Origin of the sequence: Methylobacterium tardum, from assembly GCF_023546765.1 — a bacterium.
Lineage (GTDB): Bacteria > Pseudomonadota > Alphaproteobacteria > Rhizobiales > Beijerinckiaceae > Methylobacterium > Methylobacterium tardum.
Genome location: NZ_CP097484.1, coordinates 2,150,829 through 2,167,343, shown reverse-complemented (window position 1 = coordinate 2,167,343; position 16,515 = coordinate 2,150,829). Strand labels below are relative to the sequence as shown.

The following is a 16,515-nucleotide window of genomic DNA, read 5'->3' as shown; positions in this document are numbered from 1 at the left end:
GATCAAGACACTCCGCTCAGTGCGTTCGTTAGCTGAGGCGCCTGCGGATCTCGTCCAGAGCAGCCCTCGCGCTGGTGGGAGGCGGAGCATACGGCGGGGTGTAGGAGCCGGGCGCCGCGAGCCCGTACTGATGGATCTCCGCCGCGTTCCGGCTCCAGAAGGTGCGCTTGAAGAAGCGCTGGTCGTCACGCAGCTTGAAGCCGATGAGGACGTGGTGAGGCCAACGGGTCAACGCCCAAGTGTCCTCAACCTCCCTGGTCGAGAACTCGGCATGTTTATGCGCCAATTCGATCAACTTCAAAACGGCAGAAGAGCGATAATTGTAAATCGGCAAGGCGTAGGTGTACTTAACGTCTTCGTTCTTGTTCACGGTAAAAGAGGTCCTTACCGGCAGAAGCGCCGATAAACTTACAATACTACCTCGTGTCGGAGGTCGCATTATTTTAATCTCGATCGATGGCTCGAAGATCATCCTCCGGACCATCGCCGACGTTCAGCCCGCGAGGATCAGCCCGACCAGTGGTTCGACCGGCTGGATCCGTTCGCCAGGATCCCGCGGCAGCCGAGGCTCCCCGAGGGGCACCCAGCGTGGAGATGGGGCCTGGGAGACGCCCGCCGGATCGGTGGCTGGATCTGACTATAGAGTGTGTGTGCCCCGGCGATGCCGGGCGCCCGCAGGTGGTATCGTGGCGGCGCGGTTCGGGCATCGGGGCTCGCTTAATTGGCCCTGGGTGATAGGGCGCCTCGGTCGATGGCGGTACTGGTTCGCAGGTGGCATCCGGTGGCCGATCCGCTCCTGCGGATCCGGGTGTTGATCCCGAGGCGACGAGCCAGAGGCGAGGAGCACGAGGCGTTCCCCGTCGAGTTCATTTGGCGGGCGACGGGCGCAGCACGGCGGTCGCCGATTTTTCTCTTGCGAGACGAGTGAAGCGCGTCGAGCGGTGTCACTCCGTTTTCTTCCGAGACGAGGGGCAGCAGCCCTGTTTCTCATTGAACAATATTCTTCCTTGCACCTGAACTTGATCAAGATGTTCAATGAGAATGGCTGCCGATCAGGAGCGCTTCCCATTCATGAGGATCGAATAATATTGAGGCGGCCTCCAGGGGGCTGGTAAAGTCTACCTATTGCTTCAAGAGGTTTTCCCCCAATGCGTGACTCCGACTGGCTCGACGCCTTCATCGGCAGCGAGCCCACCGTTCCCCTCATGTCCTCGCCCCCCACTCTGCCTGAGGCGGACGCTCCTCTTACTCTGTCCCGCGCGTCCGCGCCGCGGCCTGCCGGGAAGAAGCCGAGGAAGGACAGCAAGCCCTGGTTCACCCGGTTCCCGCCGCTGGGTCGGGTCCGCGCCATGCGGGCGCAGTTCTTCGACAACGGGCCGAACCCCGGCAAGGGCAACACCCAGCATACCATCAAGTTGCGGGTCTACCTCGACGACGGCATGCCCTTGAACCAGCGCACCCCGCACTGGCACCGGCTCGTCGAGCTCATCGACCCGAAGAAGGTTGTGGCCTGGGCCGAGCAGGAGCACGCCGCGGGCCGGATCCCGGAGACCGGGCTCGCGCCCTACCGCGAGGCTGCCGACGCCGCCGCGGCCTGGATGCGCGACGAGCCGGAGGCGCTGTGGGCCAAGATGGGCCACATCGGCTCGCCGCCCGGCAACCACTACTTCCACGGCCAGTTCCTGCTCGTCGTGGCGGGCGAGGAAGGGATGGAGGCGCGCCTGCACCTTGACGCCGAGGTCATCGAGATCGGCCCGTTCTACGCCAACACCCGGTCCAAAAAGGCGAACGCGCCCAAGCGGCACGCGCTCTACGACCCGCACGGCCTCGTCGCCGGGACGGAGGACGCGTGATGGCCGATATCGATCCCGCCAAGCTCGTCGCAGCCCTGCGCAAGGCCATGACCATGGTCGAGGCGCTGTCGCTCAAGGTTGAGTTCCTGGAGGAGCAGAACGCCAAGCGCGCCCGCACCGAGGAGGAACTCGCCCAGCACCTGATGCGCCTGCGCACGGAGATGCGTGAGCGGAAGATCCACATCGGCGACGTGTTGATCGCCAGCGTGAACGCCCTGATCGATCATCAAGATGCCGAGAACGAGCGGATCCGTGCCCGCCTCGGCGAGCAGGAGAAGGACCTGCGCTACCTCCAAAGCTACGTCGCCGGGCACGAGGTGGCGTTGATCAACCTCACCGGGCAGGCACCGGAACTGGTGCTGCTGGAGGACCTCGAAGCCGAGACGTGTGCGTCGCCTGTCGTCGAGGTCGGGGCGCCCGTCTCCTACCCTGAGCCGGAGGCGGGTGGCTGCGGATCCGATGTGAGCCCCGCGACGACTGCCGGGCGCTGACGACCGAAGGTCGGGACCATGGAGCCTCGCTTGACGCGAGGTCCCACGGTGTTACCCCTTGAGCAAGGAAGCGAGACTATTGATCGTGCGGTAGAAATCGGTGGCTGGGGCGAATCCCGCTCCCTCCGCCAGCCACTATTGATTAGACAAGCTTTTTGAACTGACAGGGGCTACCCCACCATTCACCCCACCAGCAGTGGGAGGTCGGGGCAGCGAAGGCCTCCGGTATATGGACGGCACGCTCGGGCCGTCATCGACGTGAAGGCATGGCGCTCGACTCGAAAGCCCCTTAAGGAGCATTCGATGGGTGGTTCGCGATAGCCCGGGCTATGCCAAGATCCCTACACCCTGCGACGCCCGACAGGGCTGGAAGATCCGCCAGCGCATCTTGGACGCCTGAGTCTGATACCGCGACCGAACTCACCGAACAGGCTGGCCTGCCAGGTTGGGAGCCAACGAGCCACGCAATCGGGACGCGATGAGTGACCAGCCGTCCAACGTCGCTGCCCCCGCAACGGTTGAGCCGCCTGGACCGTTCATGGACTCGTCGAGGAACACTGCAGCCTGCCGGATGCCTGAGCCGATGCTGACGAAGCGATCTCAAGGAGAGAGCGAGACAGAGGCCCCGACCGGAGCAGGTCAGGCGCTGATGATGGGGGAGGCCGTTGCTGGTGCTTTCGAGGAGCACGGCGGCGAGCTGGGTAAGCTCTGCCGCGAGACGCTCGCCCGCGACCTTGCAGAAGTCGTTCAGCCGCTCCTGAGCACGTGCACCAACGCGGAGTGGATTGAGGCCATCAACGCGCGTCTCGACTTGCTAGAACGCGATACCGGCAAGCCGGGCCCCAGGCTTGTACGCTTCGAGGCAAACGGCGTCGCGGAGATGACCGCACCGGCGCGCTGAGATCCGTCTCAAGCAAAATTGGTTCGACCCTCCGTCCTGGCGACATGGCACCAGGTGAGCGGAAACGCGCGTCTCAATCCTAAGCTGACCGCATCCATGCATCTATCGCACGGGTGGTATCTGGCACTTGGTATGCCACCGAATGCGATTCGATGTCATAAATGCTGCAACGCAAACGCCAGCACGGATTGTCCGCCATGATCGCTCTCGCTGTTACCGCTCTCGTCGCCGCCGTTGCCGCCAACGTCGCGCTCGTCCCCTTCATGGCCGACCGTCTGAGCCCGAAGAGCAGCGCCCCGGCCGCAGCTGGTTCCACGCTCCTGGCGAGCAACGAAAACCACGCTGCCGTGGCGAAGATCGCCGCGTAACCGCACTATTCCTCGCTGCACTGCGAACAGATTCGCCCCGCCCGGCCCAGTGCCCGGCGGGGCTTTTCATGTCCGCTCAATAGTGGCGTTCGCTGCTCTCGCTCATCCGCCTCGGGATGTAATCGCCGGAGCGGGACTGCTGACCGAACACCAGCCAGCCGAGGCCAAAGCCGATCGCACCCGCGATGAACAGGCCGGTCATCGTCCCGGTGTCCATGTCGCTGACTGCGCGACTGCCCTGGCGGTAGTAGCGGGAACCGTACTCAGAGGCGTTGTCCCAAGCGTCTGAGGCCCTGCTGGTGGCGTCCCGCAACGTCTCCTTGGCCTGGTCCGCGACGCCAGCACCGCCGCCGGATGAGCCGCCCGCACTGCCGCCGCCCGATTTACCCGCTGACGCACCGGATAGGCCGCCCGTCTGCCCTGATTGGTTGTCTGCCATGGTCAGCTTTCCTCCTGCGCTCTGAGTGACTCATGAGGGGGAACCACTCAGCAGCGGAGGTGATCCCCCGTAGGGGGTTCAGACCGTATGTTGTGTTGGGCGGCTAGGTCATGGAGCCGGGCCTCATGCGGATGGCCGATCTCAGCCGGTAGCGTCGGCTGACGGGACGTCATCAGGACCATCTGAATGACCGGCCTGGGCGCTCAGCAGCCGGCCGGTCCTTGCCGAAACCAGAACGGCTGCTTCCGAGGCTCTCCGCGAAAGCGGACAGGCTACTGCGCTGGCCGACGACGCCAGGGCCCCAGCCGACGCCGGCACGAACGAACAGGCATGCGCCCGCGTGGTGGATCTCCAGGACCTTGGCGCGGCCGGTGCCGAGCACGGCAGCGACGAGGCTGCAGGCCTTGCTGAGCACCTCGTCCAGGTTCTGGCACGTCAAGGCGAACTCGCCGAAGTCGGCCAGCATTTTCTGACGCCTGAGCATCTCCCAGATCCGGTCGGCATCGGACATCGCCGTTCCCCATCGCTGGAAGTCTCCGCGCCTCGGCGACGAACTGCGAGTTCAGCCCCTGCTCGGCACCTCGGCTCTTTGGGGAACACACGGAGTCTTATTGCGTGCACGATGAGCGCTGGCGCGTCATGAGCGGACATTTGCCTGAGCGCCTTTGACCTGTGCGATGACGCGGCTGGGCCCGTGCGTGGATGGGCATGCGGTTCGGAACCGTCCAGGCGCCCACGGCGCTCCTGACGGTATGGACCGTCTCAAACACACCGTGCGCTCCATCCTCGCACACGCGGGGTCCTACAGGCCCGGCACCATCATTGAGGCCGAGCGGATCGTGGACGCCTACCTCGATGATTTCGAGGGCTATCGGGCGCGTCGCGCCGCGATGGATGCGCTGCTCCATGAACTCGCCTTGCCGGAGCACCACGCGCGCAACCGTGGTGGCCTGTTCGAGCTGATCGAGCTCCACCTGAAACGTCGGCATCGCGAAGCGGCACGGCTGTTCCAGTAGCCGCCAGCCGTCCCTCAGCCGGCGTGAACGACCCTAAGCCGCGCCCGAGTGGGCTGCGGACCCCGGGCTCGGCGTCGCGCTCTGGGAGTGTTCGACGCGCGCACACCCGCCGAGTTCACGGGGGAGGACTGCGCAAGAACGCCCGCGGCGGGCACCTGCCCGGGGCCCGCCGCGTCGGCCACGCCGACCTGCTGACCGCTGAAGGCCGCTTGAGGCAGCCGCAGGAGCTGCGCGCCATGCTGGAGAGCGCCGGGTTCAGCCCGGGAGAGCGGATCGTCACCCACTGCGACGGAGGCGGTCGCGCGGCCCTCGCGGCGCTCGCCGCGGTGCAGGCTGGGTTCAGCCGGGTGGACACCTACTACCCCAGCTTCTCCGACTGGGCGAAGGACGAGAGCTGCCCCATCGTGCGGGATGGCGAGAGCTGAGAGCCTGCCGGAACGTCTATGGAGCTCTCAACTCAATGGCTGCGTGAGTTGGACTAGGTGCAAAGGCGATAGGTTCAGGAGGCAAAGGCACCGGGGTTACACAGTCCTCGGCGAAACCGTCGAGGCTGCGAACCCGACTGCGCAGGGACGCGTTACTGACCTCATGGCGCACATGAACGATGATGAGGGATCGCCGGAACGCGCCGGCGGCGGACACGAGAGCTCGGGCGAGCCTGCACGCGGCAGCATGGACCAGGGGGCGCTTGAGCCCCTCGGCCGTCCAGGTCTGCGCCACTGGCAGCAGAGCACCATCACCGATCCGGACCTGAGCGACCGCGGCGGCGTCTTCTTCGCCGCCGTCGAGATGACCCGGATGCCGATGATCCTGGCCGACCCTCGCCAGGACGACACACCCATCGTGTTCGCCAACAACGCCTTCCTGGACCTGACCGGCTACGAGGAAGGCGAAGTCCTCGGCCGCAACTGCCGCTTCCTGCAGGGCGCGGGCACCGACCCGGATCACGTCCGGCAGCTCCGGGAGGCCCTCGTTGAAGGCAGGGCCACCGCACTGGAGATCCTGAACTACCGCCGGGACGGCACGCCGTTCTGGAACGCGGTGTTCATGGGTCCGGTACACAACCCCGAAGGCGAGATCATCTACTTCTTCGCCAGCCAACTCGACGTGACGAACCGGCGCGAGAGCGAGCAGCAGTTTCGGCAGGCGCAGAAGATGGAAGCCATCGGCCAGCTCACGGCAGGGCTGGCCCACGACTTCAACAACCTGTTGCACGTGATCAACGGTAGCCTCGAGCGGATGGCGGCCAAGCGGCACGATGAGCAAGCCTTCGAGCGCTATCTCGCAGCAGCCACGACGGCGGCTGATCGCGGTGCCAAGCTCACCCACCAGCTTCTCGCCTTCGCCCGGCGTGGGCGCCTGGAGCCGAAGGGCATCGACTTGAGCGAACTCGTCAACTCGGTTGCCGAGTTGCTGGAGAGCTCGGTCGGCAGCAAGGCCACGCTGCACCTGAACCTGCAGCGGCGCCTGCCGCAGGTGCGGGTGGACGCCACGCATCTGGAGATGGCTCTCCTGAACGTCGTCGTGAACGCCCGCGACGCCTCGCCGAATGGCGGCGCCATCACGGTCACCACGAAGCGGGTTCACCTCAACGGCGACGCCGCCTCGCGGCAGCTGGAGCGGTGATTACGCGCTGCTCTGCGTCTCGGACGAGGGCACCGGCATGGCGCCGCACATCGTGGCCCGGGCGACGGAGCCCTTCTTCACCACCAAGCCGCGCGGCGAGGGAACGGGCCTGGGCCTCGCCATGGCGTCAGGCTTCGTGCAGCAATCGGGCGGGAGACTGGAGATCGACAGCGGGGTCGGACGCGGCACGACGGTCCGCATGCTGTTCCCCATCCTTGAGCGACAGGCGGACGAATTCGCGCCGAAAACGGCTCCGACCGGCTATCAAACGCGCCCGCTCGATAACCCGACGGCGCCGCCTTTGGTGCTCGTAGTCGGCGACAGTCGCGAGGCTGCCGCGATGGCTGGTGAGGCCTTGCAGGACATCGGTTACCGCGTCGTCGTCGCCCACAGCGCCGAGGAGGCCCTGCAACGCTTCGACGAGGCGCACGGTAGCGGTGACGCGTTCAAGCTGGTGTTCTCGGACGTCATCATGCCGGGCGGGGCGAACGGCCTGGTCTTGGCCAAGCATGTCGCCGACCGCGACCCGACCGTGCCGGTCCTGCTCACGACGGGTTACAATGACGAGATGGCCATCGACGGTCCCCAGCCTCACGCAATGGACGTCCTCGGCAAACCGTACCGGCGCAGCGAGCTGATCGACCGCGTTCAGGCGGCCTTGCGAAGGGGGGCACGCACGGGACCGGGTCGAACGACGTCCGATTTCGGGCACGCCCAAGCCTGAGCGGCAAGATCCGCCACCGACCCCGCAGACCCGCGCCCGCTCAGCTGCGCCGGGCGAACCAAGCGCACCCGGCTTCTCCTCGGGTGCCGAGGCGACGGGGCCGACGTCCGCCTGATTGATGCGGCCTCCTGGATGAAGGGCCGCTCGTCGCTCGGCTTCCTGCGCTACGCCGCGCTCGTGCGCATCGAGAAGGACGGCAAGCGCCGCCTGGTGCTCGTCGGCCTGAAGGCGGCGGTCGAGCCCGCGGCGCCGGTGGCCCCTGTCGCAGAAATGCCGGTGGATCCGGGATGCGCAGGCCGCCTGGAGGTGCGCCTCAGGATGTGGGCGCTGTGTCCTTGCGCGCCCGCAATATGAGCGGGTGCACGTGCCAGAGCCCGCCCAGCAGCGCGAGGGAGGCGAGAGCCGCAATCAGCCCGGCCACGTTCGATGCGACGACCTTCGCAACGACGACGCCGAGATCGACCGAGATGCCGAGCGCGAGTGTCACGCTTGCGGCAAGGAGGAATCGGGTGCCGAGCGCGTGGAACTCGGGTGTGTCCTCGCCCGCGTAGACGATGCGGTGGAAGGCCGCCGGCGCCATCAGCCAGACCACCGTCAGGGCCAGCAGGGCCAGCGCGACAAGGTGCACGACCTTCGCCGCGAAGGTCAGCTTCTCGAACGCCTCCGAGAAGGTGATCACCAGCTGGAAGCCGAGGAGCGCTTGGGCGCCGGGCAGGACTACCCGGGCCTCAGTCAGCATCTGCTCGATCTTGGTTTCCAGCGGGGTGTGCTCGTGCTCGGGTTCGCGGTCGGTCATGGTGCGCTCCCGTTGTCCGGCGGTTCGTGTCATCAGCCCCTCCAACCCGTACCAGAACAGGAGGGCGAGGCCGCAGAAGAAGAGGCCGACGACGGCGCCGGGGCCGAGCCCCAGGACCGGATTGACGGCGAGGTACAGGTCGGCCCCGAGCGCCAGCGCGAAGGGCCCGAGTGCGAGGCCGGCGTAGCGCCCGATCACGCCGAGCAGGCGCTTGGTGTCCCGTCCGCCCTCGACCACGCGGTGCTGGACCGAGGGCGTGATGAGGAGCGCGATGGTCAGGGTGATGAGGGCAAGCGCTGCGACCCAGATCACGCGGTCATGGAATGGCAGGCGCTCGAAGGTTGGGCGGAAGGCGCCTTGGAACTGGAAGCCCAGCAGGATCTGCGAGCCGAGGATCAGGATGCGGGTCTCGTCGAGGCCGACCTTCACCTTCTTCGATAAGGACATACGCAGCGAGGTCCAATTGAGCCGGGATGCAGCAATCGACCACCGCCACGTCGGGTTCCGAAGGCGGACCCGGCGCGCGTACTACGCACTTTTGCGGCGAGCAGCGACGGGTTCGCCCAGGCGCACGATGGTTTCCATGCCCTGCGGCGTGTGCTCCAGGATGTCACCTGCTGGCCGCCACGCGCCGGGCTCGCCGAAGATGGCCACGGCAGAGCCGCCGAACTTGAACACCGACTTCTGCTCCCCGCGCCGGAACGGCCGGTCGAGCGGGTGACGCTGCACGATGCGTCCGACGGTGAGCGCGCCGAACTCGGCGAAGCCGAGACGGCCGAAATGCTCGGTTTGCAGGATGTTCACTTGGCGCTCGTTGCGGATGTAGATGTCCGGCTTGTTCTGCACGGCCGTCCACGACACCGTCCAGATGCTGCGCCCCAATCGTTCGTGGTCCAGCGTCCGCCCGTCGTCCGGGTAGTGAACGTGGTGGTAGTCGACCGGCGAGAGCCGCATCAGCAGGACGGGGCCGCCGAGGAAGGGCTTGGCGCGCTCGGCATTGCCGAGGATGTCCGCGGCCGCGAGCGACTGCCCCTTCACCGGGAATCGCTGCTCGGGGCCGAAGCGCTCCCAGCCGAAGTAGCGCGCCTCGGCGGGCGCGCCCATCGTGCCCGGATCCTCGGGGAAGCGGCGCTTGCCGGGCTTGAACTCGCGCACGAACCAGTCGGCGTAGGAGCGGTACCGGCGCTCCTCGAATTCGCTCATGTCGATGTGGTACTCGCGCACGAACGGCTCGATGCTCCGTCTCGTCCAGGGCGCGTCCTGGTAGAGCGCGTAAAGCTTGTCGAAGAGAGGTGTCGCGCGCAGCCGCTGCCCCGGGGCGCGCAGCGGCCTCGTCTCGTAGGTCGTTTGGTGGTCGGGCATGAACTCCTCGACCGCCTTGCCCTTGTCGCGGTCCCACAGCTTGAGTGGCTTCGGATCGGCCGCCATCACGCCTCCATACGCGACCCGGCGAAGGTGGCGGGTCCGGGGGCGACAACCCTCGCAGGCTAGGGGGTGTTCCTCCGGCCACCGCCGCAGGATGGCATGCGCCAAGCGCCTCCGCGTCCACAGCCGACGCGTCCGCTCCCGCAACGAACCGTGGCCGCTGGCCGTTGAGGGAGGCCCAGTCGCGGACGCTCACGATGACCCTTCTCGCCCCGCTCATCGCCGGAAACTCGCCATCGCCAGCACCGTCGCGCTTGTGGCGTTCGCGATAGACTGAGCGGACCGGTCCGACCCGCGATGGCCGTCATCCAAGGTGCCTCGCCGCCTGGGCTACTCTGGGCCATGTCCTTCGGCGAGCGGGGCTGCGGCCGACTCCTCGCGGCTGACGAGGCGCTCCCCGACCTGGGCGCCTTCGGTGGCGGCTTCCTCTGGCTGCACTTCGACCTGAAGGTGGCCGAGCTCGGGCCGCTGATCGACGCCGGGCATGTCGGGCCGCGTCTCCTAGCCGAGGCCGTCTTCCGTCCGGACGAGCACCAGCGCGTCACGGTCGCAAACGGCCACGTCGGTGGTGTGGTTGCCGACCTGGCCCGGCCCGGAGCCAAGCCGGACGCCTCGGGTCGCCTGCACTTCGTGATGGGACCCCGCGCGCTGGTGAGCGGACGCAGGGGGCCGACCGAGAGCCCGGACGCCACCCGCGCCACCGTCGAGAAGGGCCAATCGATTCCCTCGCCCGTTCTCCTCTTGGAGACGATGGTCGGCCACGTGGTCGCCTCGATGGCCGCGACGGGCCAGCGGCTCTCGGACGAGGTCGACGGGATCGAGGATCGCGTGCTCGATGGGCGCGTGCGCGACGACCGCCGTCGCCTCGGCCCGATCCGCCGGAGTGCCGTGCGCCTGCACCGACAGCTTCTCGGCCTCGCCGCCGTGTTCCACCGGTTGGAGGAGGACGACGCCGCGCACGACCTGCACGGACCCGCCGTCGCCGTAGCGGCGCGCCTCGCCCAGCGGCTCGATGCCCTGGACCGGGACGTGACCGCGCTCGCCGAGCGCGCGCGGCTGCTGCAGGAGGAGGTCGGCGCCCGCGTGGCCGAGGAAAGCAACCGCCAGCTCTACGTGCTCTCCATCCTTTCGGCGCTCTTCCTGCCGCCGACCTTCCTCACCGGGCTGTTCGGCATGAACGTGAAGGGTCTGCCCTTCGCCGACGACCCGCACGGCTTCCTGTACGTCGGCGGCTTGTCCCTGGTCTCGGCGGCGGCGACCTACGGCATCATCCGAGCCCTTGGCATCCGGCCACCACGTGGCTGACGGCGGCGCCCAAGGGCCGGCGTCCGGGATCTACGCCTCCGAGGGGGCCGCACGAACCTTCGGCATGCGCTTGATGGCAGCCCGCAGAACCTTGCCGATCTGCTCGGCGGAGTAGGGCTTGCGCACGAGCTCGAACCCGTGGGCTTCGTCCTGCGCCAGCACGTGGCTGTAGCCCGATGTGAGGATCACCGGCATCTCGGGGTGAAGCTCCCGCAGCCTCTTTGCGAGCTCGATGCCGCCCATGCCCGGCATCACCACGTCCGAGAAGACCGCGTCGAAGCGGAAGGGCACCGCCTCGATCTCGGCGAGCGCCGCCTCTGCGGTCTGGGTCAGCACGGTGCCGTAGCCGAGGTCATGCAGGATCTGCATGCAGAAGCGGCCGATCTCGACGTTGTCCTCCACCACCAGGATGCACTGGTTGGCATCCTCGACCGGCGCGCCCTCCGGCTCCGCCGCGTCCCTCGCCGCGCCATCGTGCGCGTCCGCCTGGGGCAGGTAGAGCGTGAAGCTGGTACCGCGTCCGAGGACGCTCGCCACGTCGACGTCGCCGCCCGACTGCTTGGCGAAGCCGATGACTTGACTGAGACCCAACCCGGTGCCCTTGCCAATCTCCTTGGTGGTGAAGAACGGCTCGAAGATCCGCCCGAGTTGGTCCGGGGCGATGCCCGAACCCGTGTCCGTGACCGCAACCACCACGAAATGGTTCGCGGAGGCGGCGTGGCCGCGGATGGCCGGCTTCTGGCGGTTGCAGCTCAACGTGATGGTGAGCGTACCCTCGCCCGCCATGGCGTCGCGCGCATTCACCGCGAGGTTCACCAGCGCGGTCTCGAATTGGCTGGCGTCGGCTCGCACGAAGCAGGGCCCCTCGGGCCTCTCCGTCACGATGCGGATACGCGCCCCCGTGAGAGTATCGAGCATGGCCGCCACGCCGGCCAAGCGCTCGCCGGCGTCGAACACCTCCGGCTTGAGCGCTTGGCGCCGGGCGAAGGCGAGGAGTTGCGCCGTCAGCTTGGCGGCACGCTCCACGGTGTCGGACACCGCGTCCATGTAGCGGGTGCGGCGTTCTGCCGGCAGGTTCGGGCGGCGCAGGAAGTCGATGGACGAGCGGATGATGGTCAGCAGGTTGTTGAAGTCGTGCGCGACGCCGCCGGTGAGCTGGCCGATGGCCTCCATCTTCTGGGCCTGAACGAGCGCGTCCTGCGCCTCCGCGAGTTCGCGGGTCCTCTCCTCGACCCGTTGCTCCAGGGTCTCGTTCATGCCCTGAAGGGTGTCGCGGAGCTGCCGGTCGGCCACCGCGCGGCGCTCGACATTCCGGGCCAGCCGGGTGGTCAGGGCGGCGAGCCAGAGCGCCAGGACGATGACGAGGAGGGCCGTCCCGGTCTCGGCCTCCAGCAGGCCTGCGCGGACGGCGTGGAGTTGCAGCAGGCCCAGCACCAGAGGCGCGACCACGGCCGCCGGCAGCATGTGCCGGGTCAGGACCCCTGCCTCGCCGCCCCCCAGTGCGGTTGTCACCCATGGCCGGTTGGGGCGGCTGAGGAGCACTCCGAATGACAGGGTACCGAGCGTCAGTGCGGTGACCAGGGCCATGCGGGAGAAGGGGCCGCCCTGGTGGAAGGCGCCGAGGCCGTAGGCGTAGCCGAGGCTGCCCACCGCCGCGACGACGAAGGCGAGCAGGGCCGCGGCCGTGCCGAGGCGGCGGAGGCGACGGCTTCGAGCATCCTGTAGGATGAGGCCCGAAGCGGCGCCGACAAGGCCCACGGCGGTCGCCAGGGCCATGCCGCTGCCGGGCGCCAGCGGCGCGAACACCAGCCGCTGAGCCCAGTCGCCGAGGCGGAAGCTGCCCGGCAGGGCGTATTGCAGGCCACCGCCCAGCGCGATGGCCGCGGCCACGCCGGCTAGGCTCCGACCGGCGCGACGGCTGGCCGTCGCGCCCTCGCGCCGGGCGGCGAGGAGCAGCGCTGTACCCAAAGTGAAGCTGGCGAGCGCCGTCAGGACGACCATAGGCGTCTGGCCTGGAACGAGCCGCCGCATCGCCGGCACGTCGAACCACCAACCCGCCAACACCGTCAGCGACAGGGCCGTGCTGATGGCGCCGCACGCTCGCGCGATCCGTCGCGCCCGGGCGGCGGCCCGCATCGACCGCGACGGGACGGCATCAAGGGCGATGGAGCTTCCAGCGTCGCTCGCCGGCTGCGCGGCATCAGCCATGCGCGATCATCTCGCGAATGCGCACGCCGAGGGTCTCGACCACGAAAGGCTTGGTCAGCACCGCCATGCCGGGCTCCAGGTGGCCGTTGCCCACGACAGCATTCTCGGCGTAGCCCGTGATGAACAGCACCTTCAGGTCGGGCCGACGCTCGCGGCCGGCATCGGCCATCTGCCGCCCGTTCATGCCGCCGGGCAACCCCACGTCGGTGATCAGCAGGTCGATGCGCACGTCCGATTGCAGAACCTTCAGTCCCGAGGCGCTGTCGGCCGCCTCGATGGCGGCGTAGCCGAGCTCCTCCAGGACCTCGGTGACCAGCATGCGCACGGTCGGCTCATCGCCGACCACCAGCACCGTCTCGCCCTGCTCGGCACGCTGGACCTCACTGAGGGCGGCCAGCGGGTCGATCTCCTCGACCGTGCCATGGTAGCGGGGCAGATAGATGCAGACGGTCGTGCCCTCGCCGACCTCGGAGTAGATCCGCACCTGCCCGCCCGACTGCTTGGCGAAGCCGTAGATCATGCTCAGCCCGAGCCCCGTGCCTTGGCCGATGGGCTTGGTCGTGAAGAACGGGTCGAACGCCTTGGCGATGACGTCCGCGGTCATGCCGGTGCCGATGTCGGTCACGCAGAGCGACAGGTACTGTCCCGGCGGGATGTCGTGCTTCCGGGCCGCGTACGCGTCGAGCCACTTGTTGGCGGTCTCGACCGTGATGCGACCGCCCCTCGGCATGGCGTCGCGGGCGTTGATGCACAGGTTCAGGAGCGCATTCTCAAGCTGGTGCGGATCGACCAGGGCCGGCCACAGCCCGGCGGCGCCGACCACCTCGACCTCGATCTCAGGGCCGACCGTCCGCCGGATGAGCTCCTCCATGCCGCGGACGAGGGCGTTCACGTTGGTGGGCTTGGGATCGAGGGTCTGACGGCGGGAGAAGGCGAGCAGACGGTGCGTTAGCGCGGCGGCCCGCTTCGAGGCGCCCTGGGCCGCGGTCATGTAACGGTCGAGATCGGTCAGCCGACCCTGGGCCATCCGGGTCTGCATCAGCTCCAGCGAGCCCGAGATGCCGGCAAGCAGGTTGTTGAAGTCATGCGCGAGGCCGCCTGTCAGTTGCCCGACGGCCTCCATCTTCTGCGCCTGCCGCAGCTGCTCTTCGAGCCGCGCCTTCTCCTCGGCGGCCTCCCTCTCGGCGGTGACATCGCGTCCGATGCCTGTCAGCCGCTCGCCGCCGGGCTCGGGCGCGAGCTTCCAGGCGATCCAGCGCCAAGTCCCGTCGGCCGCCTTGACCCGGTCCTCGAACCGAACCGGCTTGCCCGTGGCCCGCATGTCGAGCAGCGCCTCCATCACGACCGGGAAGTCGTCGGGGTGGACGATCTCGGCGTAGGGCCGCGTCAGCAGGGTTTCCTCGTCATGGCCGAGTAGGGCCGTCCAGGATGGGCTCACCCGCAGGAGACGGCCCTCGTAGTCGGCATTGACGAGCAGGTCCTCGCTGAGGTCCCACAGCCGGTCGCGCTCGGCGGCGAGCCCGGCCTCTGCGTCACGCTGGGTGGTGACGTCCTGCACGAACACGTAGAAGCCGTCGACCTCGCCGCGGGCGTCCCGCCGCGGCTCGTAGCGGATATCGGCGATGCGGCGCCTTCCGTCCGGCCAAGGCCAGGGCAGGTCGAGGCGGACCGGCGTGCCGGCGAGCGCCCGCTCCATGTACGGCAGGCGCGCCTGGAAGCCGGCCTCGTCGACAAGGTCGGGGACCTTTCGACCGACCACCTCCGCCGGCGTGCGGTCGAACCAGTCGCGGTAGGCGGCGTTCGCGAACCGGTAAGTCAGGCTGCGGTCGACGAAGGACACCAGCAGGGGCAGCGCGTCGGCGACGAGCCGCAGTTGGGCCTCGCTCGCGCGCCGTGCCTCCTCTGCCGTGATGCGGCCGGTCTCGTCGCGGGCGACCTTCAGGAAGCCGCGCGGGCGGTTCTGGGCGTCAGGCGGCAGCGGGTGAACCGAGCCGTTCAGGAAGACGCGCCGGCCATCTTTGGTGACGTGCCAGCGCTCGTCGATGGCGCAGCCCTCTCGGGCCGCCGTGGCTATCTCCCGGAGGTCGGCACCCCGCTCGCGGTCCTCGGGGGTGAACGTGATGGCGGCTGGCTGCCCGACCGCCTCCCCGGGCGACCAGCCCAGCACCGCCTGCGCGCCGGCCGACCAGCGCGTGATGACGCCGTCCGTGTCGGTGGTGAGGATGACGTGGTCCCGGGCGCTCTCGGCGACGAGGCGCAACTCCTCCTCGCTCTCGCGCAGGGCCGCCTCGGCGAGCCTGCGGTCGTGCACGTCCTCGGCGACGCCGTACCAGCGGATGACCGTGCCGGCCTCATCCCGGCGCGGGTAGGCGCGGGCCCGCTGCCAGCGGTACTCGCCGGTGGCGGCGATGCGGATGCGGTAGTCGACGTCCACGGGCTCGCCCGACCCCAGGCGGGCCGCGAACACCGCCGCCGTCGGCTCCAGGTCGTCCGGGTGCAGCGCCTTGGTCCAGCCCGTCCCGTCCGGCTCGCCGGGTGCCGGCCCGTGAGTTCGAGCCAACGGTGCGAGTAGGAGGTGATGTTGCCGTGCGGGTCGCAGGTCCAGGGCACCTGCGGGTTGAGCTCGACCGTCTGTCGGTAGTGCTCCTCGCTCTCGCGCAGCGCGCGGTCCGCCAGCACGCGCGCGGTGGTCTCGTTGGTGAAGACGAAGAGACCGGTGACGCGGCCCTCGCCGTCGAGCACGCGCGAGTAGGAGAACGAGAACCAAGTCTCGGCTGGGCCGCGGTCGGTGCCGAGCTTCCAGGGCAGGTTATCGAACCGTCGGCTGCGCCCCGCGAAGGCGTCGCCGATGATGGGCTTGGCCTGTTCCCAGGCGTCGGCCCAGACCACGTCGAAGCGCTCGCCCATGGCCCAGGCGAGCCGTGGCCCGAGCAGGGGCGCGTAGGCGTCGTTGAAGAAGAAGTGGAGCTCGGGCCCCCAGGCGAGGATCATCGATTCCGGCGAGTTCAGCACCAGGCTGAGCGCGGTGCGGAGCTCCGTCGGCCAAGTCTCGGGCCGGCCGAGGGGATGGTCCGACCAGTTGCGCGCGCAATCTGGCGGGCGGCCTCGCCGCCGCCGGCGAGGAAAGCCAGTTTGTCGCTCACTGGATCAGGCCTCGCCGGGCGTCAGCGCCCCTTCGCGACAGGCCTGGAAGGCGACCGCGCGCTCTTCGAGAAGGCGCAGCGCCGCGCGCATGACCTCGCCCATGTTGCCGTATCGGCCCGAGGCGAGCAGCCGCTCCACGACGGCCAGGAGCTCGGGGCTGAGCGAGATCGTGACGGACCTTCGGACGGGCATGAGGGCCTGTGGCCTGTGAGATTAGGT

18 protein-coding genes are annotated in these 16,515 nt (G+C 68.4%); 10 read left to right on the top strand and 8 right to left on the bottom strand.

Annotated elements, in window-relative coordinates; genetic code table 11:
• Positions 1–28 precede the first annotated feature (28 nt).
• Positions 29–370, bottom strand: coding sequence for a hypothetical protein (locus M6G65_RS10150; RefSeq protein WP_238200309.1), 342 nt, complete (start codon positions 368–370; stop codon positions 29–31).
• A 778-nt stretch (positions 371–1,148) separates the two neighbouring features.
• Between M6G65_RS10150 and M6G65_RS10145 the strand changes: the two genes are divergently transcribed.
• The 4 genes from M6G65_RS10145 to M6G65_RS10130 all read left to right on the top strand — a co-directional run bounded on the left by M6G65_RS10145 (position 1,149) and on the right by M6G65_RS10130 (position 3,613).
• Positions 1,149–1,853, top strand: a complete 705-nt coding sequence (locus M6G65_RS10145) for a hypothetical protein (RefSeq protein ID WP_238200311.1) — start codon at positions 1,149–1,151, stop codon at positions 1,851–1,853.
• Positions 1,853–2,344: a hypothetical protein gene (locus M6G65_RS10140; protein ID WP_250103894.1), complete on the top strand. Its 492-nt coding sequence runs from the start codon at positions 1,853–1,855 to the stop codon at positions 2,342–2,344. The genes M6G65_RS10145 and M6G65_RS10140 overlap by 1 nt, the downstream gene beginning before the upstream one ends.
• 583 nt (positions 2,345–2,927) lie before the next feature.
• Positions 2,928–3,245: a hypothetical protein gene (locus tag M6G65_RS10135; RefSeq protein ID WP_238199635.1), complete on the top strand. Its 318-nt coding sequence runs from the start codon at positions 2,928–2,930 to the stop codon at positions 3,243–3,245.
• A 161-nt stretch (positions 3,246–3,406) separates the two neighbouring features.
• On the top strand, positions 3,407–3,613 hold the full coding sequence (locus tag M6G65_RS10130; RefSeq protein WP_238199636.1) for a hypothetical protein: 207 nt from the start codon (positions 3,407–3,409) through the stop codon (positions 3,611–3,613).
• 76 nt (positions 3,614–3,689) lie between these two features.
• Here M6G65_RS10130 and M6G65_RS10125 read toward each other — a convergent pair whose 3' ends face one another.
• Positions 3,690–4,052 carry a hypothetical protein gene (locus tag M6G65_RS10125; RefSeq protein WP_238199637.1) on the bottom strand — a complete coding sequence of 121 codons (363 nt, stop codon included), beginning with the start codon at positions 4,050–4,052 and terminating at the stop codon, positions 3,690–3,692.
• 172 nt (positions 4,053–4,224) lie between these two features.
• Positions 4,225–4,563, bottom strand: coding sequence for a hypothetical protein (locus M6G65_RS10120; RefSeq protein WP_238199638.1), 339 nt, complete (start codon positions 4,561–4,563; stop codon positions 4,225–4,227).
• 241 nt (positions 4,564–4,804) lie between these two features.
• Here M6G65_RS10120 and M6G65_RS10115 point away from each other — a divergent pair, with 241 nt between their 5' ends.
• The 5 genes from M6G65_RS10115 (at position 4,805) to M6G65_RS10095 (ending at position 7,772) form a co-directional block, all read left to right on the top strand.
• On the top strand, positions 4,805–5,068 hold the full coding sequence (locus tag M6G65_RS10115; RefSeq protein ID WP_238199639.1) for a hypothetical protein: 264 nt from the start codon (positions 4,805–4,807) through the stop codon (positions 5,066–5,068).
• A gap of 23 nt (positions 5,069–5,091) precedes the next feature.
• Positions 5,092–5,493: a rhodanese-like domain-containing protein gene (locus tag M6G65_RS10110; protein ID WP_238199640.1), complete on the top strand. Its 402-nt coding sequence runs from the start codon at positions 5,092–5,094 to the stop codon at positions 5,491–5,493.
• Between the two features lie 172 nt (positions 5,494–5,665).
• A complete protein-coding gene (locus tag M6G65_RS10105; protein WP_250103893.1) occupies positions 5,666–6,694 on the top strand; it encodes a PAS domain-containing protein in 1,029 nt (342 codons plus the stop codon).
• A gap of 37 nt (positions 6,695–6,731) precedes the next feature.
• A complete protein-coding gene (locus tag M6G65_RS10100) occupies positions 6,732–7,418 on the top strand; it encodes a response regulator (protein WP_250103892.1) in 687 nt (228 codons plus the stop codon).
• Positions 7,419–7,550: 132 nt separating this feature from the next.
• Positions 7,551–7,772 carry a hypothetical protein gene (locus tag M6G65_RS10095; RefSeq protein WP_373323906.1) on the top strand — a complete coding sequence of 74 codons (222 nt, stop codon included), beginning with the start codon at positions 7,551–7,553 and terminating at the stop codon, positions 7,770–7,772.
• On the opposite strand, the gene M6G65_RS10090 is transcribed toward M6G65_RS10095, so the two are convergent.
• Together M6G65_RS10090 and M6G65_RS10085 are read right to left on the bottom strand one after the other, a co-directional pair.
• Positions 7,732–8,661 carry a DUF6328 family protein gene (locus tag M6G65_RS10090; protein ID WP_238199642.1) on the bottom strand — a complete coding sequence of 310 codons (930 nt, stop codon included), beginning with the start codon at positions 8,659–8,661 and terminating at the stop codon, positions 7,732–7,734. The two genes, M6G65_RS10095 and M6G65_RS10090, sit on opposite strands and share 41 nt — an antisense overlap.
• Positions 8,662–8,742: 81 nt before the next feature.
• Positions 8,743–9,642 carry a phosphatidylserine decarboxylase gene (locus tag M6G65_RS10085; protein ID WP_250103891.1) on the bottom strand — a complete coding sequence of 300 codons (900 nt, stop codon included), beginning with the start codon at positions 9,640–9,642 and terminating at the stop codon, positions 8,743–8,745.
• 294 nt (positions 9,643–9,936) lie between these two features.
• Here M6G65_RS10085 and M6G65_RS10080 point away from each other — a divergent pair, with 294 nt between their 5' ends.
• Positions 9,937–10,944, top strand: a complete 1,008-nt coding sequence (locus M6G65_RS10080) for a CorA family divalent cation transporter (protein ID WP_250103890.1) — start codon at positions 9,937–9,939, stop codon at positions 10,942–10,944.
• 30 nt (positions 10,945–10,974) lie between these two features.
• Here the strand turns inward: M6G65_RS10080 and M6G65_RS10075 are convergent, their stop codons facing one another.
• From M6G65_RS10075 to M6G65_RS10065, 3 genes are all read right to left on the bottom strand, one after another.
• A complete protein-coding gene (locus M6G65_RS10075) occupies positions 10,975–13,152 on the bottom strand; it encodes a hybrid sensor histidine kinase/response regulator (RefSeq protein ID WP_430929558.1) in 2,178 nt (725 codons plus the stop codon).
• Positions 13,145–15,712: a PAS domain-containing hybrid sensor histidine kinase/response regulator gene (locus M6G65_RS10070; protein WP_250103889.1), complete on the bottom strand. Its 2,568-nt coding sequence runs from the start codon at positions 15,710–15,712 to the stop codon at positions 13,145–13,147. The genes M6G65_RS10075 and M6G65_RS10070 overlap by 8 nt, the downstream gene beginning before the upstream one ends.
• 587 nt (positions 15,713–16,299) lie before the next feature.
• Positions 16,300–16,488, bottom strand: coding sequence for a type II toxin-antitoxin system ParD family antitoxin (locus M6G65_RS10065; RefSeq protein ID WP_238199648.1), 189 nt, complete (start codon positions 16,486–16,488; stop codon positions 16,300–16,302).
• Positions 16,489–16,515: the final 27 nt, after the last annotated feature.